Annotated in this window: 19 protein-coding genes, 1 tRNA gene, 2 pseudogenes and 1 riboswitch; of the genes and pseudogenes, 10 read left to right on the forward strand and 12 right to left on the reverse strand. The window is 37.3% G+C overall.

What is annotated here, in order from left to right; all coding sequences use genetic code 11:
• Positions 1 to 4: 4 nt before the first annotated feature.
• A complete protein-coding gene (locus AC3ANV_RS21700) occupies positions 5 to 1,402 on the reverse strand; it encodes an MFS transporter (RefSeq protein ID WP_488310730.1) in 1,398 nt (465 codons plus the stop codon).
• A 171-nt stretch (positions 1,403 to 1,573) separates the two neighbouring features.
• Here AC3ANV_RS21700 and AC3ANV_RS21705 point away from each other — a divergent pair, with 171 nt between their 5' ends.
• The gene (locus AC3ANV_RS21705) at positions 1,574 to 2,716 is read left to right on the forward strand and encodes an MGDG synthase family glycosyltransferase (RefSeq protein ID WP_488310731.1); all 1,143 of its coding nucleotides are present in this window, start codon (positions 1,574 to 1,576) and stop codon (positions 2,714 to 2,716) included.
• Positions 2,717 to 2,780: 64 nt separating this feature from the next.
• On the opposite strand, the gene AC3ANV_RS21710 is transcribed toward AC3ANV_RS21705, so the two are convergent.
• Entirely contained in the window at positions 2,781 to 3,377 is a 597-nt protein-coding gene (locus AC3ANV_RS21710) for a DUF1003 domain-containing protein (protein ID WP_488310732.1), read from the reverse strand.
• A 287-nt stretch (positions 3,378 to 3,664) separates the two neighbouring features.
• Positions 3,665 to 3,830: riboswitch (M-box (ykoK) riboswitch) on the reverse strand.
• A gap of 242 nt (positions 3,831 to 4,072) precedes the next feature.
• Between AC3ANV_RS21710 and AC3ANV_RS21715 the strand changes: the two genes are divergently transcribed.
• On the forward strand, positions 4,073 to 4,852 hold the full coding sequence (locus AC3ANV_RS21715) for an alpha/beta fold hydrolase (RefSeq protein ID WP_488310733.1): 780 nt from the start codon (positions 4,073 to 4,075) through the stop codon (positions 4,850 to 4,852).
• An 83-nt stretch (positions 4,853 to 4,935) separates the two neighbouring features.
• Here the strand turns inward: AC3ANV_RS21715 and AC3ANV_RS21720 are convergent, their stop codons facing one another.
• Genes AC3ANV_RS21720 through AC3ANV_RS21735 form a run of 4 tightly spaced genes read right to left on the reverse strand, consistent with a single transcriptional unit; the run spans position 4,936 to position 7,700 of the window.
• The gene (locus AC3ANV_RS21720) at positions 4,936 to 6,003 is read right to left on the reverse strand and encodes an alpha/beta fold hydrolase (RefSeq protein ID WP_488310734.1); all 1,068 of its coding nucleotides are present in this window, start codon (positions 6,001 to 6,003) and stop codon (positions 4,936 to 4,938) included.
• A gap of 22 nt (positions 6,004 to 6,025) precedes the next feature.
• Entirely contained in the window at positions 6,026 to 6,592 is a 567-nt protein-coding gene (locus AC3ANV_RS21725) for a polyhydroxyalkanoate biosynthesis repressor PhaR (RefSeq protein ID WP_488310735.1), read from the reverse strand.
• Positions 6,593 to 6,610: 18 nt separating this feature from the next.
• Positions 6,611 to 7,231 carry a hypothetical protein gene (locus tag AC3ANV_RS21730; protein WP_488310736.1) on the reverse strand — a complete coding sequence of 207 codons (621 nt, stop codon included), beginning with the start codon at positions 7,229 to 7,231 and terminating at the stop codon, positions 6,611 to 6,613.
• The gene (locus AC3ANV_RS21735; protein WP_488310737.1) at positions 7,224 to 7,700 is read right to left on the reverse strand and encodes a hypothetical protein; all 477 of its coding nucleotides are present in this window, start codon (positions 7,698 to 7,700) and stop codon (positions 7,224 to 7,226) included. Before AC3ANV_RS21735 ends, AC3ANV_RS21730 begins: the two co-directional genes overlap by 8 nt.
• Before the next feature lie 159 nt (positions 7,701 to 7,859).
• Here AC3ANV_RS21735 and AC3ANV_RS21740 point away from each other — a divergent pair, with 159 nt between their 5' ends.
• Complete coding sequence (locus tag AC3ANV_RS21740) at positions 7,860 to 8,663, forward strand: alpha/beta fold hydrolase (protein WP_488310738.1); 804 nt, start codon at positions 7,860 to 7,862, stop codon at positions 8,661 to 8,663.
• Positions 8,664 to 8,739: 76 nt separating this feature from the next.
• Here the strand turns inward: AC3ANV_RS21740 and AC3ANV_RS21745 are convergent.
• The 5 genes and pseudogenes from AC3ANV_RS21745 to AC3ANV_RS21765 all read right to left on the reverse strand — a co-directional run.
• Positions 8,740 to 8,979 (reverse strand): annotated as a pseudogene (locus tag AC3ANV_RS21745) (SDR family oxidoreductase); the annotation flags it as partial.
• 13 nt (positions 8,980 to 8,992) lie between these two features.
• The gene (locus AC3ANV_RS21750; protein WP_488310739.1) at positions 8,993 to 10,627 is read right to left on the reverse strand and encodes a long-chain-fatty-acid--CoA ligase; all 1,635 of its coding nucleotides are present in this window, start codon (positions 10,625 to 10,627) and stop codon (positions 8,993 to 8,995) included.
• Between the two features lie 609 nt (positions 10,628 to 11,236).
• A complete protein-coding gene (gene trpB, locus AC3ANV_RS21755; protein WP_488310740.1) occupies positions 11,237 to 12,403 on the reverse strand; it encodes a tryptophan synthase subunit beta in 1,167 nt (388 codons plus the stop codon).
• Between the two features lie 352 nt (positions 12,404 to 12,755).
• Entirely contained in the window at positions 12,756 to 14,192 is a 1,437-nt protein-coding gene (gene aspA, locus AC3ANV_RS21760) for an aspartate ammonia-lyase (RefSeq protein WP_488310741.1), read from the reverse strand.
• Positions 14,193 to 14,220: 28 nt separating this feature from the next.
• On the reverse strand, positions 14,221 to 15,492 hold the full coding sequence (locus tag AC3ANV_RS21765) for a cation:dicarboxylate symporter family transporter (RefSeq protein ID WP_488310742.1): 1,272 nt from the start codon (positions 15,490 to 15,492) through the stop codon (positions 14,221 to 14,223).
• Between the two features lie 199 nt (positions 15,493 to 15,691).
• Between AC3ANV_RS21765 and AC3ANV_RS21770 the strand changes: the two genes are divergently transcribed.
• Together AC3ANV_RS21770 and AC3ANV_RS21775 are read left to right on the forward strand one after the other, a co-directional pair.
• Complete coding sequence (locus AC3ANV_RS21770) at positions 15,692 to 16,963, forward strand: sensor histidine kinase (protein ID WP_488310743.1); 1,272 nt, start codon at positions 15,692 to 15,694, stop codon at positions 16,961 to 16,963.
• Positions 16,960 to 17,880, forward strand: a complete 921-nt coding sequence (locus tag AC3ANV_RS21775; RefSeq protein ID WP_488310744.1) for a response regulator — start codon at positions 16,960 to 16,962, stop codon at positions 17,878 to 17,880. Before AC3ANV_RS21770 ends, AC3ANV_RS21775 begins: the two co-directional genes overlap by 4 nt.
• Before the next feature lie 251 nt (positions 17,881 to 18,131).
• Here the strand turns inward: AC3ANV_RS21775 and AC3ANV_RS21780 are convergent.
• A tRNA-Val gene (locus AC3ANV_RS21780) sits at positions 18,132 to 18,204 on the reverse strand.
• A gap of 178 nt (positions 18,205 to 18,382) precedes the next feature.
• Between AC3ANV_RS21780 and AC3ANV_RS21785 the strand changes: the two genes are divergently transcribed.
• The 5 genes and pseudogenes from AC3ANV_RS21785 (at position 18,383) to AC3ANV_RS21805 (ending at position 22,639) form a co-directional block, all read left to right on the forward strand.
• Entirely contained in the window at positions 18,383 to 18,607 is a 225-nt protein-coding gene (locus AC3ANV_RS21785; protein ID WP_488310745.1) for a hypothetical protein, read from the forward strand.
• Between the two features lie 128 nt (positions 18,608 to 18,735).
• The gene (locus AC3ANV_RS21790; protein WP_488310746.1) at positions 18,736 to 19,458 is read left to right on the forward strand and encodes an alpha/beta hydrolase; all 723 of its coding nucleotides are present in this window, start codon (positions 18,736 to 18,738) and stop codon (positions 19,456 to 19,458) included.
• Positions 19,459 to 19,595: 137 nt separating this feature from the next.
• Entirely contained in the window at positions 19,596 to 20,111 is a 516-nt protein-coding gene (locus tag AC3ANV_RS21795; protein WP_488310747.1) for a YjcG family protein, read from the forward strand.
• A gap of 1 nt (position 20,112) precedes the next feature.
• Positions 20,113 to 20,202: pseudogene (locus AC3ANV_RS21800) on the forward strand (GNAT family N-acetyltransferase); the annotation flags it as partial.
• 142 nt (positions 20,203 to 20,344) lie between these two features.
• Positions 20,345 to 22,639, forward strand: a complete 2,295-nt coding sequence (locus AC3ANV_RS21805) for a UvrD-helicase domain-containing protein (RefSeq protein WP_488310748.1) — start codon at positions 20,345 to 20,347, stop codon at positions 22,637 to 22,639.
• Positions 22,640 to 22,680: the final 41 nt, after the last annotated feature.

Here is a 22,680-nt window from a genome sequence, read left to right on the forward strand (position 1 = left end):
CACTTTACTTATTTTCAGCTCTTTTCTTGAGCGTCTCCTTAACCTTAATTATATCTGAAACATTATTTTTAGCCATTCTTAAATAACAGAATGCTGAAGGAATAAGAAAGATTTGCAGTAAGGATAGGGTAATTATATAGCTATAAGGTTCCTTCGAATGAATCGAGATAATGCCCAGTAAAGCTCCAACGCCCACATTACCCATTGTTCTACCCAAACTATTAGACAGATTCGCGATGCTAAAGGCTGTTCCCCGGTGCTCCGGCAGATTTACATCCGTTATCAGCGCCAGCCAATTGGGAGTATTAGCGGATTGAGCCGCTGATGCAAAAAACGATAGGATAAACAACAATAAGATCCACGGGTTCACCATTATTTGTTTTAATAAACTCCATAAAATGAATAAAGCATTATTGTCCTTTGGCAGCGATAGACCAGCCATTGGGATTATAAACATAAATATGTATAGCGGCATCGTAAGAAAAACAAACAACGCCGTTAAATAAGCTCTTCCTTTATAGGTTTTCCTCTGTAATCGATCACCAAGATGACCAAAATATACTGAGGTCATCCCTCCAACCTGGAATATCGCATAAAGATATCCCGAGGCGATCATGGCGGTATTCATACCGTAGCCTTGCTGTTCAATTTTGTAAATATATAGGGTTGGCAGCCATATGAGGCTCCCTGTCGTTATATTCATAAAAAAAGCTTGTAAAAATAAAAGTAAATTACTGCGTTTTAAAATAAGCGATAGGATATGCTTTGATTCAATAATATAGTTGTATGATTGACCCTCATTAATAATTCCTTTCAGCTCAGGATCGGATTTCCCTCTTGAAGGCTCTTCTACAAAAAGATAAAGCACGATTAAAAAAAAGCCAATAAACCCTACGATTTCAAAGGGAAATCTCCAACTGGTTCTCGTAGCTATTAAAGAAGCCATCAGAGAGCCTGCAATACCTCCTAAGCCCTGCGTCATACCCCATAGGCTTAAAATCATTCCGCGCATTCGATATGGAATGGAATCCGTTAGTACACTAAACCCAATTGATGCAATACAGCCTAATCCTACACCGGTTATGATTTGAAATATTAATAACTGCAGATAATTTTTACTCATAGCTGTTAAAAAAACAGAGACTACCCAAATTAACGTTCCAATAATGATAAGTTTTTTTCTTTTAAATTTCCCTGAAAGATATCCCCAATAAACGGATGATAGGGCAGTAACTAAAATATTAGCAGCCGAAACTGTACCCATTTTAGCTATATTTACATGTAAATCCTTTGAAATATTTTGAAATAGTGGCGGAAATAGTCCAATTATTATATTATCAAAGGCAGCTAGTGCGATAAAAACAAATATGGTATAAATGATTTTTACATTATTTTTTTTCAAAAATGAATTAAACTCCTTTATTAGAAAATGTTTATGTAGATATTTTTTTCATGGATAATGAAAATATTTATTGATAAATCTTAAAAATGTATTAACAATAAATATACAGTCTTCAAAGTGCATTTATTTTGTTATAATTATATAATAGGTATTTAAGAAAGGCTTGGTAAAATGGGTAAAAATATACTTATCATTTCCTCAGATAATACAGGGCATGGTCATAAAAGCATAACAGAATCTTTATTTGAAAAAATAAAAGATGATTCTGATATTAACATACACGTAGTAGATGGTTTTTCACTTGGCGGACAGGTTCTTTTGAATATCGGTAAATCATATGGTCCGATCACTAGAAGTGCAGAAAATCTATGGAAGATGGTCTGGAATCTTTCAGCTATCAAACCATCCGTTGTAAACACCATGATCGAATCACTAATAAAAAATAATTTTTTAAAGCTTCTGGACGAAATAAAGCCAGATATCATTTTATCCGTTCATCCAAATTTTAATGGCTCCATTTTAAATATTTTAGAGAAACAACAAATCAAAATACCTTTTATTATCCTTATAGCAGATTTAGTCAATATTTATCCACTTTGGGCGGATAAAAGGGCTGATTACATAATTAGTCCAACTGTTGAAGCAAGAGAGAAATGTATAGAATATGGCATCCCTGCTGAAAACATAAAAGTTTTAGGATTCCCTGTACGCTCAAGATTCTTTCAAAAAAACACAAAAAAGAAAGTTACCTATAAAAAGGGCACACCTTTGAAATGCTTGATTATGAGCGGTGGTGAAGGTGTAGGGAATATGGAAAACATCGCTGAAAATCTCCTAAATAATTTTGATTGTACTGTAAAAATTGTTGCAGGTAGAAATGCGAAGCTTAAAGCAAAGCTGGAGCAATCTCTAAAAAGTCAATATGGCGATAAAGTTGAAATTTATGGATTCACCAAAAACATTCAGGATCTCATGTTGACTTCTGATATTGCCTTTACGAGAGGCAGTCCGAATGTCATGTTTGAGGCTATTGCTGCCAATGTACCTATAATCATAACAGGTGCATTACCCGGACAAGAAGAAGGAAATCCCGCTTTCGCTGAAAAATCCAATTTAGGAGTCGTTTGTAAGGATATCAGCGAAATTAAAAATACAATCACTAAATTACTTGAAAATGATTGCGAAAAACTAAACAACATTATCTCTAGTCAAAGAAAATTTATAAATACCCATGCCGCCGAAGACATTTTACAATTCATTTTAGATGTTGAGGATGGTTACTATGTACCTGCAGCCGACCTGTCATATAATTAATGACTAAAGCTAATATGGGAAATGTAAAAAGGAGCTCCTTCCCAAAGGACGCTCCTTTTTTGATTCAACTAATATTTTTTGTACCAAAGTGATTTTCTGATACGTCTTGTGAATCATCTTCCCTTTGTTTTGATTGTAACAATTGTTTAATTGTTAGTAATTCAGTTTCAATTTTATGGAGATGGCTTTGCATATCATCAATTTCTTGTTCAGCCTTGTAATTAATCGCAAAATCGATAACTGATTCATGTTTATCCCGGGCTGCCTGGCGATTTTGACTCATCATAATGACAGGTGCCTGAAAAGCTGCAATAAAAGAAAGGATAAGGTTAAGCAGGATAAATGGCGGCTTATCAAAATGCTTCGTAAAAACAAGTGAGTTCCAAATCATCCACACAGCAAGAAAAAATCCAAAATAAATAATAAACTTCCAGCTTCCTCCAAAGGTAGAAATACGATCGGCTATACGATCGGACCATGTGGTTTTACGATAATATTCTTCATCTAAATGGGCCAAAATACTTTTTTCATAATTATCAACCAGCCGATCGATTCTCTTTGTATCTTCTTTATTCAGTTCTATATCAAACCCATGGATATTAACAATTTCATCTGCGCTTTTTTGCTTAATGCCAAATTTTTTAGTAGTATTAAATTTCATTATTACTGCACCTCCCAATTGTATTGGGAGCCATTAACACAGGTATCTCTTATAGGAAGCATCGATTTAAGTAGAAGCTTCCAGTTGAGGAATGTAGGGTATTAATGACTCCAATTAAATTAATCGTTCTTCTCAGCCTACTACTGGAACCGTCCACGAAAATCTCACACTCCTTACTCTATTAATATAGTATTCCATTAAAATATTATGGTGATAATAAATATGAAAAAAACAAAAAAACCACCGGATAAACGGGGGTTTACGTTCATTACAAATAAAAGTAATGTTTATAATCCCCCTAGTTTAGCTTCAGCACTATACAACGTAGAGAATATCTCAGCCACCTTAAGTAGAGCCTTAATCCGGCAATACCTGTTCTACCCATTGGCGTCTTTCGACGTTTCCGGGCAGTGGCCTATGTTTGTATAGAAGCCTCGCCTAACGAGAATTTCCTTATGATAAGTTCAGTTCCTTTTACATCAACCTAACTCTACTCCCTGAGTTTTTATTTGTCAATGTAAAAAAATCACCAAATTCCTCTTTTATTCTCCTTATTGATATATGTAATTTACACCTAGGAGTAATATTTACTCAATCACATTTATATAATGGATTAGTCAGAATTTTATAAATGTTTTACACTTTACAAATCATGGAAATAATGGTTATTATATTATCATTAGGAGGGATTGGATTTGGGAGAATTAGTAAATAGTTGCTCCGGAATTCCTTATTTACGTTTTGGTGTTGGTGAACCTTTAGTTTTTATTCATGGGCTTGGAGAAGTGAAGGAAGGCTGGCATAATCAGTTTGTATTCGCGGACCAGTATGACTTGATTATTCCTGATTTACGAGGACATGGTGAGAATAAAACAAATGAGGAGATATCGATTCCAAACTTTGCAAGTGATATTATTAATTTATTAAAGGTACTTAATCTTGAAAGCGCCCACATTTGCGGTTTATCAATGGGCGGAATGGTTGCTCAAGAAATTTACCGTCAAGCTCCGGAGATTTGTCGCTCTCTAATACTCGTTAGTACTTTTCATTATGTCCCAAGATCCCTTGGGAACCTATATTTACAATATCGTAAAGCTCGGGCAGAGGTAAATCCCCCTCATGCCCAAAAAGAAAAAGCCGCTCGCTCCTGCCTTTATTCTTGGACTAAGGAAAACTTTGAAGAATTCTATAAATTTTACAAGCCAAATCATGAATATTATCTTAAATCAGCGGAGGCTTGCCTAAAGGTCAATAATTTGAGCTTACTCCCTAAGATTAAGATTCCAACCTTAATCATTGGCGGGCAATACGATTCAGTAACACCTGTTTGGATCCAGTATTTAATGCATAAACAGATTCGACACTCAGAATTTGTCATATTCAAAAATACAGGTCATATTGCCAAACTGGAGGCAAAGGATTCATTCAATAAAGTACTCCGCGACTTTTTGAATAAACACAAAACAGCAAGTTAGAGGGGAAGGAATATTTCCTTCCCTCTTCCAATTGCTCAATACTAATTATATTGCCTTGTACCGAACTTTATTACAGGAAAATATTATAGGATATTTGAACGACTGGAAACCCATTTATCTACAATTCCTGCAAACACGCCGGTTAGGGCTAGTCCGACATGTCCTGCCTCAACTGTGATATAGGTTTTATCCTTACTGGACACTAAATCCATTATCGGCTTACTTTGCTCTTCTAAAATCAAATTGTCTCTAGAGCCCGAAACAACGAATAGGTTTGCCTTAATATTTTTTAGGTCTGCCTTTTTATTTCCGATCATCAATTCCCCTTTAACCAGCTTATTCTCTTTAAAAAGATCGTTGGCGAGTTGTCTATATGCCTCTCCGGCAAAAGGAACCTGATCAAGCGTCCATTTATTCATGCGACGCCACTTATCCACATAACGGTGATCATGTGCCCTCGAAAAGAGCGTTGTATAGTTTGTAAAATAAATTGGCGCTCCTATCGCTCTGAACATCCCTTCCACTAATTGAGGCGGGACCACCCCATAGACATCTATAAAGTGCTCAAAGTTAAAATCACCATTTCTTAATCCTTCTGCCCATTTATCCGGCCCGATAAACGGTTGGAAATCAATTGGAACCGTCGCGACAATTAAATTTTTAATCGGCTCTTCAGCAATCGAGGCGTAAATAGAAGCAATGGTACCGCCTAAGCAATACCCGATTAAGGTAATTTCTTCTGCTCCGGAATGACGAATCGCCCGCTTAACAGCCGACTTTAAATATTTTTCAATGTACGTATCAAGGCCGATTTTTTTATCTTCATAGCCCGGGGAACCCCAATCTAATAAATATACTTCATAGCCCATGTCGGTAAGGCCCTCTATGACACTTGCCTTTGGGGCTATATCTAAAATATACGGTTTATTAAATAAGGAATACACAAAAAATAATGGAATCTCGTATTTTTTCTGTTTGGCAGGATAGTGCCATAATACCGATTTATTTTTCCTCCATACTTCATTTCTTGGAGTATCACCAATCTTTGGCTCAGGTTCACTTAAAACTTGGAAAACGTGCTTCCAGCGATTCATTTCTTTCTCATAATCAAAAGCTGAGATTAAACTCTTTAATGGTGCATCTGCCGCCACGTTTTTCCCCCCGCCTCAAAAATTATTTTGACTGACTTGTTGCAGCTAGTGCCGGTTCGGTTTCTTTGTCATTTTTTATGAGTGTTTTTAATATCTTAAACTCTTCTTTCAAACCATTTAATTTAATTAGCTCAAATTTCATCTCTTGAATCTCTGCATGTAAGTCTTTTGTATCTGCTACCTCTTTTTTTGTTTTCAATAATTCTGTTTTTAGCTGCTTTGTAAGTTTAATAATTTCCTTGGACACATCCACTATACTTTCAATTTCTTTGCCTTGAGAATTCATAGAATCCTGTAAATCCCAAATTTGTTCCTCAAGAGCTTCCATCTTTTCTTCCGCTTGGATAGTTAATTTCGCTACATTTGCTATATCATTTTTAGTAGGAAAGTTAAGTAAACTAGCAACTGTTTCTTGATTTTTTCTTACTTTTTCAAAATAACGTGAATGTGCTTCACTACCTACGTTAGCCCCTTTGACAAAATTGCTATTATTCGTTAAAAGGTAGATAAAATCATTTATCTGTTTTTCCCATAACTCACTATACTTTTTAAAGGAATCATATGGATCGTATGTTTTCTTATCTGACATCTGGTTCCACCCCTATTTTTATGAATTTGCCGGCTCAGTTATTTTATTCATATATTTTTGAAATGGAAAAAAAGTATTTTTCACTTGTTTTGAAAAAAGATTCACAAATATTTTTTGATTTTCAAATAACACATTGGATGTTTGCTTTACACTTTCTATATATTTATCTCTGCCATTTTTTCTATATGAAATATATTCTTCAACCGTTTCCATATACTTGTCCAGTCCTTGGCCGCCGGTTAAAGTTTGAAAAGGGCTCAATAAAAGCGAAGTTGTTCTTTTTTGGAAATCATCTACAACACGATTAATATCTTCATACGATTTAATCGGGAAGAAATGCTGCAGTGTTGTTGTTGACATCAGTAACTCTTCTCGAGCTCCTTTTTCCCATTCTCTTAGTTCCTTTGCAAATTGATCTGTTACCGCTTTGGTGTTTTCTTGATTACGCTTAACTCTTTCTACATAATGCTTAGCTGAATTTAAAAAGACCTCATCTCGATAATTTAAACGTTCAACCCATGCATCTAATTCCTCAAATCCAAGCTTCCAAAGCAGTTCAAAACTTGATTGCTGCTCCTCATGGCCAGCCTTAAATTCTTGATTTTCTACCATTACTTCTTTCTCATTTTTTTTAGTCATTGTTTTTCTCCTCCATATCTAAATTAGTTTGTTTATGAAAAAAATGTTTTAAATCATTTAGTTCTTTTTCTAAAGCTTTTATTTTGTAATTACGGAAATCTCTTTTTTCATTTTTGAATTCACATATTATTTCTTCTAATGATTCTCTTACATTTTTTAACTTAATTTGATTACTTTTTTGTTTTAGATTGATCATGTAGATTGTTTCTTCAAGATTGTCCAGTACTTCTTCACAATTTATGATGTTTAATGCAAGGTCAGCTATATCATCTTTTTTCGGCAGGTCTAATTTCTTTAACCATCTATCAATTAATTTTCTGTGAATCATTACCCGATCCAAATGATTTTCCACTCCCTTCCAAAAATCATTGGAAAAAGAGCGGCAATTAGTATAAAAATGGATTCTTTTATTCCATTTCTTTTCTAATTTTTTATAAAAAGTAACCGGATCATGGTCTTTGGATGTCATATTAATTCCTCATAACTAACCAGTTGGTATTTTGCTATAATCATAATGAAATTTGAAGTTTAAGTCAATTTGGAATTTATGAAATATTTAACACTTCGGTCTTTATAAAGACAAATTAACATAAAATTTACATTATCTTAAAAAAAGGAGCTGTCTAGTATGCCAGTAACCAATGCTAATGGAATTGATCTTTATTATGAAGTCCACGGTGATGGTGAACCATTATTGCTTATTATGGGTTTGGCGCTAGATTCAAAATCGTGGTTTCGAACTTTACCTGCTCTGAGTGAGCACTTTAAAGTGATCGTTTTTGATAATCGCGGAACCGGTTTAAGCAGTAAACCCCATACCCCTTATTCAATTGAGCTTATGGCCGATGATGCAAATGCGGTATTGGATGCAGCGGGTGTTGATTCCGCACATGTATATGGCATTTCCATGGGTGGTATGATTGCCCAAAGGTTAGCACTAAAGTATCCCGATCGAATCCGATCTCTCATCTTGGGCTGTACAACCTCCGGCGGAGCAAAACATGTACAACCCGGAGTTGATGTTTCGATGCTCATGCTTTCAAGAGCATCTGCTAATTCAACACCGGAAGAAATAGCCTGGGCAACTGCTCCGATTCTATACAGTCAATCATTTATCGATAATCATAAAGACTTACTAGCTGAAGACATTCATAAACGAATTGAAATTCCGATTCTTCCATATGCCTACATGCTTCAGCTTCAGGCATGCCTGGCTCATGATACGTATAATGAAATCGAACAAATCAATGCTCCTACTTTAGTCATGCATGGAGATGACGATCGACTGGTTCCCTATGAAAATGGCGTAACCCTAGCAAAGAAAATTCCAAATTCAAAACTTCTAACCGTCTCTGGGGCAGGCCATATTTATGTGACGGAAGCAATCGATTTAGTAAATAATAAAGTGATAGACTTTTTAAAAAACCAATAATTATGATAAAATGCCGGAACAATTAATCGGGCATTTTTATTAAGAAATTCCTTTAGTTCAACCAATTGATGTACCCTTATTGAACGCCTGCAGTTGTTCCACCATCAACGACAAGAACATGACCGAACACATAGTCAGAAGCATCAGAAGCTAAAAATAATGCCGGTCCTTTCATGTCGTTATCTGAACCAAAGCGTCCTGCAGGTGTTCTCTTAAGGATTTTTTCTCCTGAATAATCCAAAATAGCTTGTGCCATTTTTGTAGGGAAAAATCCCGGTGCAATGGCATTTACATGAACATTATACGGCGCCAATTTCCCATCTTTCCAATTAAGCTTTTATTTTTGAAGATTCTTCCTCCCTTAATGCCCTTCTAAGTAATTTTCCTACTGGTGACTTTGGTAACTCTGCATGGATTTCTACATCTTTTGGTGCTTTATACGGCGCAAGTTTTTCCCTGCCATACCGCTTTATTTCATCTACTGAAATGGTATGTCCCTCTTTTAGTTTGACGTATGCTTTCACTGTTTCCCCACGGTACATATCAGAAACACCAATGACGAGCACCTCTTCGATTGCTTCCAGCTTATATAATACTTCCTCTATTTCACGAGGGTAGACATTGTATCCGCTTGCAATAATGACATCCTTTTTCCGATCAAGGATATAAAAATAACCATCCTCGTCCATTTTTGCAATATCACCTGTGAAAAGCCATCCATCCTTCAATACCTCTTCTGTATCTTCAGGACGGTTCCAATAACCTTTCATCACCTGAGGGCCATGGAGGATTAATTCTCCTGCTTCTCCTACAGGTACATCCTCAAAGCCGTCTTCTGTTTGACGTACGACTCTTGCAATTGTGCTTTGAACCGGAATCCCGATACTTCCATATTTTCTAGGCACAAACGGAGGACTAAAAATAGCCGTTGGTGATGACTCGGAAAGACCGTAACCATCATAAAGCCTTGCTCCCGTTTTCTTTTCAAATGTTTTTACCTGTTCTATAGGCAGTGGGGCACCGCCACAGCTTATATAGTACAAATTATCAAATCCACACTCTTCTATTCCCGGTTGACTGTTTAAGGCGAAGTACATTGTTGGAACTGCGGACATTTGGAATGGTTTTTCACGCTTAACTGTCTCCATTAGTTCTTTTACATCAAATCGGGGTAAAACAAGTTGATTTGCCCCTTCCCTAATTCCGCAAAGCGCAACACTCGAGAGACCATAAACATGGAACATTGGCAAAACAGTAATCATCTTAAAATCTTTCGGTTTATTATTACATGGTTTATAACTAAAATCACAAACCTGGTTGATATTGGCCAGAATATTTTGGTGAGTAAGCATTACACCTTTAGAAACCCCTGTCGTTCCACCTGTATATTGAAGAAGAGCGACATCTTCCCGGCGATTGATTTCCACATCAGGAATATTTACTTCATCCCGGAGAAATTCATCAAAATAATGATCACCTTCTTCAAGGTCAACCTTCTTATCTCCAAATCTTACAACGATCACTTTTTTTAACGATGTATTTAATTGTATTTTTTTTACCTTTGGATAAAGTGCATCAAAAACGACTATGTATTCAGACCCGGAATCATTTAAAACATGTTCGATTTCTCTTTCCATATACATTGGGTTTACTTGGACGGCAATTCCACCTAAACGAAACGTGCTAAATAAGGTGAAGATATAGTGGGGGGAATTAGGAAGCATTATTGACAAACGATCACCTTTACTAAATCCTTCTTGATGCAGGGCGGAAGCAAGCTTGTCTGTAACTGTTTTTGTATCGTAATAACTCCAAACCTTTCCCAAAAAAGTGAAGGCGGGCTTTTCGTTAAAACGGTTTACAGCACCTTGTAAAAAATCATAAAGTGAATTGTGATCAATACTGATATGCTCATCAATTCTCGGATCATAGATTTTCAACCACGGCTTTTGCAGATATACCATAAAACATGATGCCTCCTTTATACTGATTACTTTAAATTCTATTAAACAAATAACCATACTTCCATTCTAATCCTTGGGAATATCTAATTAGAATATTAATATAATTCAAATTATTATAGTGAAATGAGGATTTGTAAACCTACCTTTCTCGACATTTTTCTGCAATTAACCGTGGTTTTTCGGGACCAAAAACTATAAATCGTCCATCCCTCTTATGCAAATACACTTTTTAAAAATACTCTTCTTTGAAAGTTTTAAAAAACATAAGAAAATTGTCGAAATATTTTTAAGCGTTCTTACTATATAAAGAAATAATATTAACATTTTTTGACAAAACTAATTAATTTTTAACCTCCTTAATTCATGACCATCGAAAAATAATATATTCCTATAGAGTTTTCACTTAATTTTTTGGCTCTGTTAAGCTTGCCTGTTGATTTCCGCTCCAATCAACATAGTGTGCTAGATCAACAATGAGCTTTAACATAGCCAATTTTTTTAAAAAAACAAAGGGACCAAAGTGTCTATCTTTATTCATTTCAGTCATCTAAAAGCGGTAAAAAGAACTTCCGGTAACAAATGGGTGATTTGTTACCGGAAGTTCTTTTTTTACTTCTTTAACATCTTAAATACTTGCTCCACATCTTTATCACCGCGACCTGACAGGTTAACAATTAAAACATCATTAGAAGATAATTTTTTTGCCAGTTTAATAGCATACGCAACCGCATGGGAACTTTCCAACGCAGGGATTATCCCTTCTGTCTTACATAGCAATTGAAACGCTTCTAATGCTTCTTGACCGCTTATAGTGACATACTCAGCTCTGCCGCTCGTTTTCAAAAAGCTATGCTCCGGTCCAATACCGGGATAATCCAGACCTGCAGCGATTGAATACGTTGGCTTCGGTTCTCCGTTTTCATTTAACAACGTTAAACATTTAAAGCCATGAATCACAGCAGGAACCCCTTCAGTTAAGGTGGGTGCTTCCGACGGTTCAACCCCAATTAGGCGAACGTTTTTGTCATTTATATATTGGGCAAACGCACCAATCGCATTACTTCCACCACCTGCACAGGCAATCACAGCAGTAGGCAGCTTTCCTTCCTTTTGGAGGATTTGGTGTCTGGATTCTTCACTAATAATCGATTGGAAGTGTTTGACCATCGTAGGGAATGGGTGAGGTCCCACAGCAGATCCTAATAAGTAAAAAGTATTTTTATAGTTTTGAACGAGATCACCCAAAGCTTCATCTACGGCATCCTTTAATCGCCCCTGACCTTTATTTACAGGTACGACTTTTGCACCTAACAATTCCATCCTGAATACGTTCAGAGCTTGTCGTTCAGTGTCCAGTTTACCCATGTAAATAATACATTCCATCCCAAACATAGCACATGCCGTAGCAGTTGCGACTCCATGCTGTCCTGCACCCGTTTCAGCGATGATCCGTTTCGCTCCCATTCTTTTTGCTAATAAAATTTGTCCTATGGCATTATTAATCTTATGGGCTCCTGTATGGTTTAAATCTTCTCTTTTCAGATAGATTTTTGCACCGCCAAGTTGACTGGTCAAATTTTCAGCAAAAGTTAACGGGTTTTCTCTGCCGACGTATTCTTTAAGATAATAGTTAAATTCATCTATGAATTCAGGATCGTCCTTATACCGTAAAAACTGTTCCTCTAACTCGTTTAAAACTTGTTGAAGATCCTCAGGAACAAAGCTTCCTCCAAATTCTCCAAAATACCCCTTATTTTGTACATTCAAACCTTCCATTTTCAGCTCGACTCCTTTTAAACTAAAGTGTTATTAACTGAATATTAAAATAATAATAGCATTTAGTTTATGATCTGCCCAGCTTTTATCTATCAAACGTTCTTATTTAATTGCTTAATGAATTCTTTCATAAAGCCAGGGAGACAAGCTAATACAAAATTCTAAAAAACCTCTTGCACCGAACCTATTACAAATTCTTTACTAATCTTCTTATCTCATTACGTACGGACAATTTGACCTTTCCATTTGACTAAACTAGCGTTTAAGCCATCCACATGTTTCTACTATCAAGCAGTTCATTTCGGGAGGGCGTTGCTACACCCTCCCTTTCCACCAAAATCATATACGGGAGTTACTCTCTGTCAAAAAGTGCCGCACCGGCAATACCGGGATGTGTCATCTCGTACGGATCCAGTATTAAATCCAGCTCCGCTTCCGTCAGCACATCATATTTTAGACATAGCTCCCGAATAGGTTCCCCGCTTAAAATAGCCTCCCTTGCTATCCGAGCAGCTACTTCATAACCAATATGCGGGTTCACGGCTGTGATAACACCAACACTCTTTTCAACATATGCTTTCATTCTTTCTTCATTTGCCTCGATTCCTTTTAGACAATGGTCCGTGAAAACCCGGAATGCGTTATTCATAATGCTGATGGACTGAAGCAGATTAAATACAAGGACCGGCTCCATTACATTTAATTCAAGCTGGCCTGCTTCCGAGGCAAGGCAAATGGTATGGTCATTTCCAATCACTTGGAAAGCTACTTGATTAATAACCTCCGCCATAACCGGGTTTACTTTTCCGGGCATGATAGAAGAGCCGGGCTGACGGGCCGGTAATGTAATTTCCCCCAATCCAGCCCGAGGGCCGGAAGCCATTAAACGCAAGTCATTCGCGATTTTGGACATGTTCATCATACACACCTTCAACGCAGCAGATACTTCTGTGTATGCATCTGTATTTTGAGTTGCATCTACAAGATGCTCAGCCCCAACAAGCGGTAATCCGCTTATATTGGCAAGATGTTTCACAACTGATTCGATATAACGCGGGTCTGCATTTAATCCTGTTCCGACTGCTGTTGCTCCCATGTTCACTTCATATAAATGCTGGCGTGATTGCTTAATTCGCTTGATATCACGTTCGATTGCGCGTCCATAAGCTTCAAATTCTTGACCTAGACGTATCGGTACAGCATCTTGAAGATGTGTGCGTCCCATTTTGATGACATGATTGAATTCTTGTGCTTTTTGCCTGAACACAGTATGCATATCGTCCATTGTATACAATAATTTTTCTAGCAGATTCAATATTGCGATATGAATAGCAGTTGGAAATGCATCGTTTGTGGACTGGGACATATTGACATGGCTGTTCGGGCTTACATGAAAATAGTCGCCTTTTTCTTTCCCAAGTAATTCGAGGGCACGGTTGGCTATGACTTCATTCGCATTCATATTCATTGATGTTCCTGCACCGCCCTGGATTGGATCCACGATAAAATGATTATGCCATTTACCTTCGATTACTTCTTCTGCTGCCTGTGCGATCACTTTACCAAGCCCTTCGTACAAACGTGTTGTTTCCATATTTGCTAAAACCGCTGCTTTTTTCACGATTGCTAATGCTTTAATTAAGTCTTCATGAATGCGGTAGCCTGTAATCGGAAAATTTTCGACAGCCCGCAATGTTTGGATTCCGTAGTACGCATCCGCCGGTACTTCTTTTGACCCTAAGAAATCTTTTTCAATACGTACATTATTTTTAATATTGATTGTTGACATGGTGTTTCCTCCTTTATTTTCAAAAAGTTTATGCTACATTTGACTTTTCAAATGAATCTACGTAATCATTTGCTTTTTCTTGGTCAAATTCACCTTCCCATTTTGACATGACAATCGCCGCTAATGAATTCCCCATTACATTAACTGATGTTCGAGCCATATCTAAAATGCGATCGACACCGGCAATAAACGCAACCCCTTCCAACGGCAACCCCATAGAACCAAGTGTTGTTAAAACGACTACAAATGAAGCACCCGGAACGCCGGCCATTCCCTTTGATGTTAACATTAATACTAGTAATAACGTAATCTGTTGTGTAATTGATAGATTAATTCCATACATTTGTGCCACGAAAAGTGATGCTATTGCTTGATAAATCGATGAACCGTCCAAATTAAACGTATAGCCTATTGGAATAACAAAAGAAGTAACGGATTTTGGACATCCAAACTTTTCCATCTTGTCCATAAGCCTTGGTAATACAGCCTCTGAACTTGCTGTTGTAAATGCCAAAATCAGTTCGTCTTTTAACACTTTCATAAGAACAAAAATGCTTGTCCCGGACATTTTCGCAATAATTCCAAGAAAGACAACCACAAAAAGTATCATCGTCACATAAACAGCGAGCACTAATTTCCCTAAAGGAATTAATGTTGTAATACCAAATTTGGCAACGGTTACACTGATCAGTGCAAACACACCAAATGGGGCAAACTTCATCACTTGGTTTGTCACCCAAAACATTGCTTCTAAAACACCTTCAAAAAAGCCAAGGACAGGTTTTCCTTTCTCTCCTATTGCCGCAATTCCCAGACCAAAAAACACAGAGAAGAAAATAATCGGCAACAAGTCACCCTTGGCCATGGAATCAAATATGTTTGTCGGAACAATATGGACAATCGTTTCTGCAAAGCCCTGGCTTCCGGCTGTTTTTGTCGTTGCTTCATATTTTGAAATATCACTTTTTTCAAGAGTGCTTGTATCTAAACCGGAACCCGGGTGGAACAAGTTTGCCGCCAATAATCCAAGAGCAATGGCGATTGTGGTGACAATCTCAAAATAAAGAATCGTCTTCCCGCCTAATTTTCCCAGTTTTTTAATATCGCCAACCCCTGCTATTGAGACTACTAATGCAGCAATGACAATCGGGACGACAATCATCTTAATTAAATGAAGAAAAATGTCGCCAATCGGCACTATAATGGCCATGACTTTTTCATTACCATGAAATACAGCACCGACCGCGATACCTAGTATAAGTGCAACAAAAATTTGTGTAGCTAAGCCAAACTTTTTCATATAAATTCCCCCTTATGTTAGTTGTTTAGTTGTTAACGCTTTCATTATTGCGATTATCCTTAGTTTAAAATCAGGCCTACTAAAACCTACTAAAACCTACAAGGGCAACTACGAAAATAAAAAATCTCAGTCAAAACCCTTTCCTCTTTTTTACCATTTCAGTACAATGTGTTATGTTAGTGATTGGGGAGGGACCGTATTGAAAGAGCGTATATGGATTTTACTATTGATGATGATTGCGGTACCTCTTGCGGGTGAATTTAAGTTTTATCCATTCGACGATACATTCAGAGTCAGTTTTGGGACGCCCGTCTTTTTCTTGTTTTTACTGTGGGGGAGAAGGATTCATCCGAATATCGCAGGCATTTTAACGGGGATGAGCGTGTTTCTTTTTCGTTTTTTACTGGCTGTTGGAATACGGGACATATCTGTTGAGGAAGCAATGTATCTCTATTTTCCCGCCTTTTTCTATTACGTCGTGTACGCGTTCGCATTTCATTGGACGAAATTGAACGAACGGCACGATCAGCCGTTTATGATCGGACTTTTAGGGGTAATGATCGAGCTTTTTGCAAGCGTATCGGAAATGGCGGTCCGTTCTTTTCTGGCATATCGGGACATATCCTTGCTTTCTATTGAACAACTCGTTTTCATAGCCTTTATTCGAAGCTTTTTCGTTCTCGGCTTTTTTAATATTTTCAAGCTAAGAGAAGCAAAATTCCTGGAAGAAGAGCAGCGCAGGCAAAAGGAGCAAATGCTGCTTTTCATTTCAAATTTGTATGAAGAATCGGTTCAACTGAAGAAAACGATGCAAAATGCGGAAGAAATCACCGGCATGAGTTATGATTTTTATCGCCGGTTAAAATCAGGGGAGACCAACGGGAGTGATGCACAAACGGCGCTGCAGATAGCAGGTCTTGTACATGAGATCAAAAAAGATAACCAGCGGATTTATGCGGGGTTATCGGAACTCATGTCTTCTGAAAACCTTCAGGATTATTTGAATATCGAACAGCTCGGTAACATCATGATCGTCTCCAATAGACGATATGCAGAGTCCCTTCACAAAGATGTTTCATTTTCCTTGCATGTAGATGGGGACCATCCACCTTATAATGTATATATGGTATTATCATTAATTAATAATTTGTTGGCCAATGCCGTGGAAGCAATTAAAGAAAAGGGAACCGTATCGCTGCATGTGAAAAGGAAAGATCAATTTGTGGAATTTTGCGTCAGTGACAATGGCCCCGGCATTGCACCGAAGCTGAAGGAAATCATTTTTACAGAAGGCTTTACAACGAAATTTGATTCGTCGGGAAGCCCTTCAACGGGTATCGGTTTATCGTATGTGAAACAAACTGTTGAAAAATGGGGAGGACATATCAGGCTTATGGATAACTATAAAGAAACCTTATTTAGCGTAGAACTTCCGATAAATGCGATTATAGAGAATGGGTCAGCGAGATGAATTATTTTATTATAGATGACGATCCTGCCATTCGAGCAATGCTGACAGAAATGATTGAAGACGAAGATATAGGAAAAGTGGTGGGAGAAGCCGAGGACGGATCGTTAGTGGATAATGGCTTATTGTCTTTAAAAAAAGCAGACATTGTCTTAATTGATTTGCTCATGCCGATAAGGGACGGAATTGAAACGATCCGGGCTCTTGCTGATGGATTTCAAGGAAAGTTTGTGATGATTTCGCAAGTAGAAACGAAGAAACTAATTGGAGAGGCGTATAGTTTAGGGGCGGAATACTACATTACAAAACCGCTGAACCAGCTTGAAATTGCAGGTGTATTAAAAAAAGTAAACGAGCGGGTGCTGTTGGAACAATCGATTCGAGGCATTCAAGAATCGTTGAACCTATTTACAGGCCGTCCGCACACTTCCTTTGTGTCCGCCTCCCATAAGAAAAATATTATGGAAGGCGGACGTTCCTTAATTTCTGATTTAGGGATAATTGGGGAAGGGGGAAGCGAGGACTTGCTGAAAATTTTAGGATACCTCCAAAATGAAAAGCTAAGACTCGGTTCTGCCTACATGTTTCCATCTTTAAAGGAAATCTTTGCAGGCATCGCTGCTGAAAAGCTGGGAGAAAAAGCCACGGAGGCGGAAATTCAAAAAGAGATGAAAGCCTCCGAACAGCGCGTACGCCGAACTCTTTACCAGTCGCTCATCCATATTGCTTCTTTAGGATTAACGGATTATGCGAATCCAAAATTCGAAGCCTATTCTTCCACGTTTTTTGACTTCTCGGAAGTCCGCAAGAAAATGCTTGAGCTAGAGGACAAAAGCGAAAAAGCAAGCAACCAGAGCCGCATTAACATGAAAAAGTTCATCCAGGTGTTGTTTATGGAAGCGAGTCAGCTGGTGGAATAATAAACCATATAAAGTGAACCTTCAATCAGTGGGGGTTTTGTTCATCCCCCACTGAAAAATCACACCGGATACGTACTCTCATGTCCTACCTTCAATGCAGAAAGAAGCTATAAGATAGCATTTCCGTTTAAGGTCACAATTTTTGTGACCATTTTTTATTTTTATTTCAAGAGTGACTATTGTGCTTTTCTTCGAAATATCTTTAAAAAAGAAAAATAAAAAAACCCTTTAATACCAAGGGTTTTAGGTGATGACCTGTGAGGGGCTCGAACCCCCGACCCCAACCCTGTCAAGGTTGTGCTCTCCCAGCTGAGCTAACAGATCTCTTATTAAGTTACATATTTTATTATATTTATAACTCAGAAAAAGTCAATACTTTTTCCCTATTTTTCATTTATTATTATCAAAACAACCGGAAATGGAACACTTGTTCTATTATTATTGAATAAAGAACTAACGTTCGGATATAATAATAATATAAAAAATGAAAGGTGGGAATCACATGGATGGGCTCTTTTTACGATCTATAGAAGAAAATATTCCTTTGGAAATGATTTATCTTTCAGGGAACAGGCGGTTATCACAGCGGAAATTAATTGTGAAGGAAGTAAATAATGAGTACATTCGTGCCTATTGCCTACTTCGTAAACAGATGCGAACCTTTCGCCGCGAAAACATTTTATCCATAATGCCCGAGACAAGTTCAAAACGGCAGTGGCTCCATTAATTTTGTAAAAAAATCCCCACGGACCTCTATACAATCATATACCCACATCCGGCGTTTAAATGAAAAGCAATTCCGTCACAGATATGTTAAAATGCTTTTGTACATTCGAATTATGGAGGAATTGTCTCATGGAGTTTCCAAAAGGAACAATCAAAGAACTTACCTTTCAAAGTTTGGAGCTTGGAGAAGATTTGCAGCTCCTTATCTATTTACCTGCCAATTATTCACCCTTATATAAATACTCGCTGTTAATTGCCCAGGATGGCAGGGATTATTTTCAACTGGGAAGAATTAGCCGATTGGCTGATGAGTTTCTTTTTAAAAAGGAAATTGAAAATCTGATAATTGTTGGAGTGCCTTATAAAGATGTCAAGGACCGCCGTAGGAAATATCATCCTGACGGGGAGCAGAATCAACAATACATTCGCTTTCTTGCGCATGAACTAGTTCCTTTTCTTGATAATGAATTTCCAACCTATCAAATGGGTTCCGCAAGAGCACTTATCGGTGATTCACTTGGTGCAACCGTTTCATTAATGACAGCCATTCAATACCCGTACACATTTGGAAAGGTGCTGCTGCAATCGCCATTTGTGGACAATCAAGTGCTTGAAATGGTCGAAAATTTCTCGGAATCGCAGCTGTTGGAAATATATCATGTGGTAGGGAATCAAGAAACGGAAGTTCGAACAACCGATGGAAAAGTAAGCGATTTCTTGACTCCAAACCGAAGACTTTCAAAAGTGATAGTACGAAAATCATTAATATACTTTTTTGAGGAGTTTAATGGAAATCATACATGGACACACTGGCAGCCTGACTTAAGACGTGCTCTAAAAATGCTTTTTTAATAGATGAACTTGCAATTAATCTTTTTCCTGTATAATATTTTGAAAATTTGCTATAATACCAAGAAGGCTGTTTAATTGATTTATTTTCATTTCGGAATCACCTGATTAAATAAATTTATACAGATGGAGGATTACGTATGAAATTTGGAGTTGTCATTTTCCCATCAAAAAAGCTACAAGACCTAGTGAATTCCTATCGCAAACGATATGATCCGCATTATGCATTAATTCCACCGCATTTAACATTAAATAATGCATTTGAAGCATCTGAAGAGGATGCCGGCCAATTTGCTGACAAATTACGTAAGATTGCCGGCCATCACCATGCATTCTCTTTAAAAACATCTAAAATTAGCTCTTTTCAGCCAGTAAATAATGTCATCTATATTAAAGTAGATCCAACTGAGGCGCTTACAGAATTGCATACCGAGATTAATCATGAATTAAACGTGCAAAAATTAGAATATTCATTTGTACCCCATATAACAATCGGCCAAAACCTATCAAATGATGAACATTCAGATGTTTATGGCTCCTTGCGTATGACCAAAGTGAATCATGAAGAAACTGTGGACCGCTTCCATCTTCTTTATCAATTGGAGAATGGCTCTTGGACAGTTTATGAAACATTTCGTCTTGGAAGGGAATCGTAATCCTTTCTATGAGGATTTTGGTTATGAGGTCGTTACAGAGGAATTTTTGGATGCAGGAATTCCGCATAAAACGATGATTAAAAAAAGATAAACAATTTAGAGCACTTGTCAAAAAGCGGCAGGTGCTCTTCTTTTTGGCTAAATTCCCCTTCTGTTACGAAACTCTTTTAGAAAATTGTAGGTTTTGATATGATAGAACATGTCTTATTTTTCGAAATCGAGGATAATAATCAATGAAAACTGCTATATATCAAAATCGAACTATTGTCTTAGATCAATTAGATCGGGACCAATATCAAAAAATATTTCTCACTGGTAAAAATGGTGAATTGACTTGTCCGATCTGTAACGAGAGGGTCAGATTGTTTCTTGGAATTCAGGGCTTTCCCCGCTTTTTTCATGCTCAATCACCTGATAGCCAGTGTCCTGAACCGATTCTCTTACAGAACAAAATCGAAAACCAACAAAACCACTATGAATTGAACGGATTTCAAATTCCAAAAGGAAGGACAATTTTGGAAGCTCCCAAAAGCGTTGATCCATTTATACCTGCGAAAAATATTGAATTCACGTCTCCCTTTACAAATATTATTACTGAAAAAAGGCAAATGCGCTCGCCCTATTTACAACTATTAGAGGAAAACGGTGTTATTCTTGATGATAGTCAAGCTGACGCTGTTTCAGAAATGAAAGGGTCCTTACTCGTTCTTGCAGGTGCCGGAAGTGGAAAAACACGTGTGTTAACTGCACGAACTGCCTATATGCTAAATGTTGAACAAATCGATCCGCGTTCTATTATGCTTGTTACCTTTACGTCAAAAGCGGCAGCTGAAATGAAGAACCGCTTACTTTCATACCCGCAAATGAGGAAAGAAAGAATCAATCAGCTCGTTACAGGTACTTTCCATAGTATTTTTTATCGGATTCTTATGTTCCATGATGCACAAAATTGGTCTTCCGACAAGCTGCTAAAAAAAGAATGGCAGCGTGATAAAATCCTGAAAGAAGCCGGCAAAGAGCTTGATCTATCTGAAAAAGAATTTGCCTATGATTTAGCTCTCCAACAAATCGGCTATTGGAAAAACTCGCTTCTCATGCCGCACGAAGTGAATCCGGAAACTGATTTTGAAGAAAAAGCAGCATTTTTATATAGAAAATATGAAGAATATAAAAATCGAGTAGGACTATTTGATTTTGATGATATGCTTATCGGCTGTTACCGGCTCTTTAACTCTAATCTATCCCTTCTTGAGCAATACCAGGAACGCTTTCAATATTTTTCAATTGATGAATTTCAAGATATTAATAAGGTTCAATACGAGCTTATAAAGCTTTTATCCGGTAAGCACAATAATGTATGTGCTGTTGGGGATGATGATCAGTCGATTTATTCCTTCCGGGGTAGTGACCCAAGTTATTTGCTTGATTTTGAAAAGGATTTTCCTTATGCCAAATTGGTCACACTGGACCAAAACTATCGTTCATCCCATGAAATTGTTACGACTGCTAATCAAATGATTGCCGCTAATAAAATAAGAAGAACAAAAAAAATGAAGGCGCAATTTTCATCGGGTCTGACCCCTGTTTTATTTTTTCCATTTGATGAAGAGGAAGAGGCAACAATGATTGTGACCGATTTACAAGAGCGGATTGCAAATGGCGACAGCCCTTCGGACTTTGCGATATTATATCGAACAAATGCAGGCTCTAGAGCAGTTTTTGAACGATTGGCAAGCTCCAGCCTTCCTTTTAAAATTGATTTGGATGCAGATGCTTTTTACGATCGGTATATTGTGAAAAGCGCCCTTGCTTTTCTAAGGATTAGCTTAAATGAAGATGACAATCAGGCATTATCCGATATTTTGCCGTTTTTATTTTTAAAGCAGGCTGTATTAAAAGACATAAAAGCGATTAGTATTCTTCAGGATTGCAGTTTTCTCGAGGCTATTTCCTATTTAAAAACAGCTCATTCCTTTCAGGAAAAGAAATTAATAAAAGCGGTCGCTACGATTCGGACATTGAAACAGTCATCTCCTCTAACGGCGATTGAAAAAATTGAAAAAGACATTGGATTTCTTGACTTTTTGAAAAAAAGAGGCAATGACTCGAATAAACTTGAAAAGGGATCCGACGATTTAAAGGACCTAAAAGTGGCAGCGAAAAGCTTCGACTCCATTGAAGCATTATTGGTGCATGCAGAGCATATGTCGTCAATGAACAAGGAAATTAAAAATTTAAGTAAACATTTTACTGAGGCAATTACCCTTAGTACTATTCATCGGGCAAAAGGTCTTGAATACAAAGGCGTTTATATCATTGGTGCTGTCGATGGTAGCCTGCCGCATGACTTCTCCTTAGATAGCTATCGAAACGGTGATTTTTCGGCTTTGGAGGAAGAAAGACGGCTTTTTTATGTGGCAATGACCAGGGCCAAAGAGCAGCTATTCATCTCTGTTCCAAGCAACAGAAGAGGCAAAAAAGCAAATCGCTCAAGGTTTCTAGCACCACTTTTAAAATACAGAAAGTAAACCAAAAAGACCTTTTCCAATTAGAAGAGGTCTTTTTAATT

This window comes from Neobacillus sp. DFD-2R, assembly GCF_057747865.1.

Bases quoted from the DNA above. Each gene is read 5' to 3' on its own strand.
- AC3ANV_RS21705 (WP_488310731.1), top strand. From the start codon at position 1,574: ATGGGTAAAAATATACTTATCATTTCCTCAGATAATACAGGGCATGGT.
- AC3ANV_RS21710 (WP_488310732.1), bottom strand. From the start codon at position 3,377: ATGAAATTTAATACTACTAAAAAATTTGGCATTAAGCAAAAAAGCGCA.
- AC3ANV_RS21725 (WP_488310735.1), bottom strand. From the start codon at position 6,592: ATGTCAGATAAGAAAACATACGATCCATATGATTCCTTTAAAAAGTAT.
- AC3ANV_RS21730 (WP_488310736.1), bottom strand. From the start codon at position 7,231: ATGACTAAAAAAAATGAGAAAGAAGTAATGGTAGAAAATCAAGAATTT.
- AC3ANV_RS21735 (WP_488310737.1), bottom strand. From the start codon at position 7,700: ATGACATCCAAAGACCATGATCCGGTTACTTTTTATAAAAAATTAGAA.
- AC3ANV_RS21740 (WP_488310738.1), top strand. From the start codon at position 7,860: ATGCCAGTAACCAATGCTAATGGAATTGATCTTTATTATGAAGTCCAC.
- AC3ANV_RS21750 (WP_488310739.1), bottom strand. From the start codon at position 10,627: ATGGTATATCTGCAAAAGCCGTGGTTGAAAATCTATGATCCGAGAATT.
- trpB (WP_488310740.1), bottom strand. From the start codon at position 12,403: ATGGAAGGTTTGAATGTACAAAATAAGGGGTATTTTGGAGAATTTGGA.
- aspA (WP_488310741.1), bottom strand. From the start codon at position 14,192: ATGTCAACAATCAATATTAAAAATAATGTACGTATTGAAAAAGATTTC.
- AC3ANV_RS21765 (WP_488310742.1), bottom strand. From the start codon at position 15,492: ATGAAAAAGTTTGGCTTAGCTACACAAATTTTTGTTGCACTTATACTA.
- AC3ANV_RS21775 (WP_488310744.1), top strand. From the start codon at position 16,960: ATGAATTATTTTATTATAGATGACGATCCTGCCATTCGAGCAATGCTG.
- AC3ANV_RS21785 (WP_488310745.1), top strand. From the start codon at position 18,383: ATGGATGGGCTCTTTTTACGATCTATAGAAGAAAATATTCCTTTGGAA.
- AC3ANV_RS21790 (WP_488310746.1), top strand. From the start codon at position 18,736: ATGGAGTTTCCAAAAGGAACAATCAAAGAACTTACCTTTCAAAGTTTG.
- AC3ANV_RS21795 (WP_488310747.1), top strand. From the start codon at position 19,596: ATGAAATTTGGAGTTGTCATTTTCCCATCAAAAAAGCTACAAGACCTA.
- AC3ANV_RS21805 (WP_488310748.1), top strand. From the start codon at position 20,345: ATGAAAACTGCTATATATCAAAATCGAACTATTGTCTTAGATCAATTA.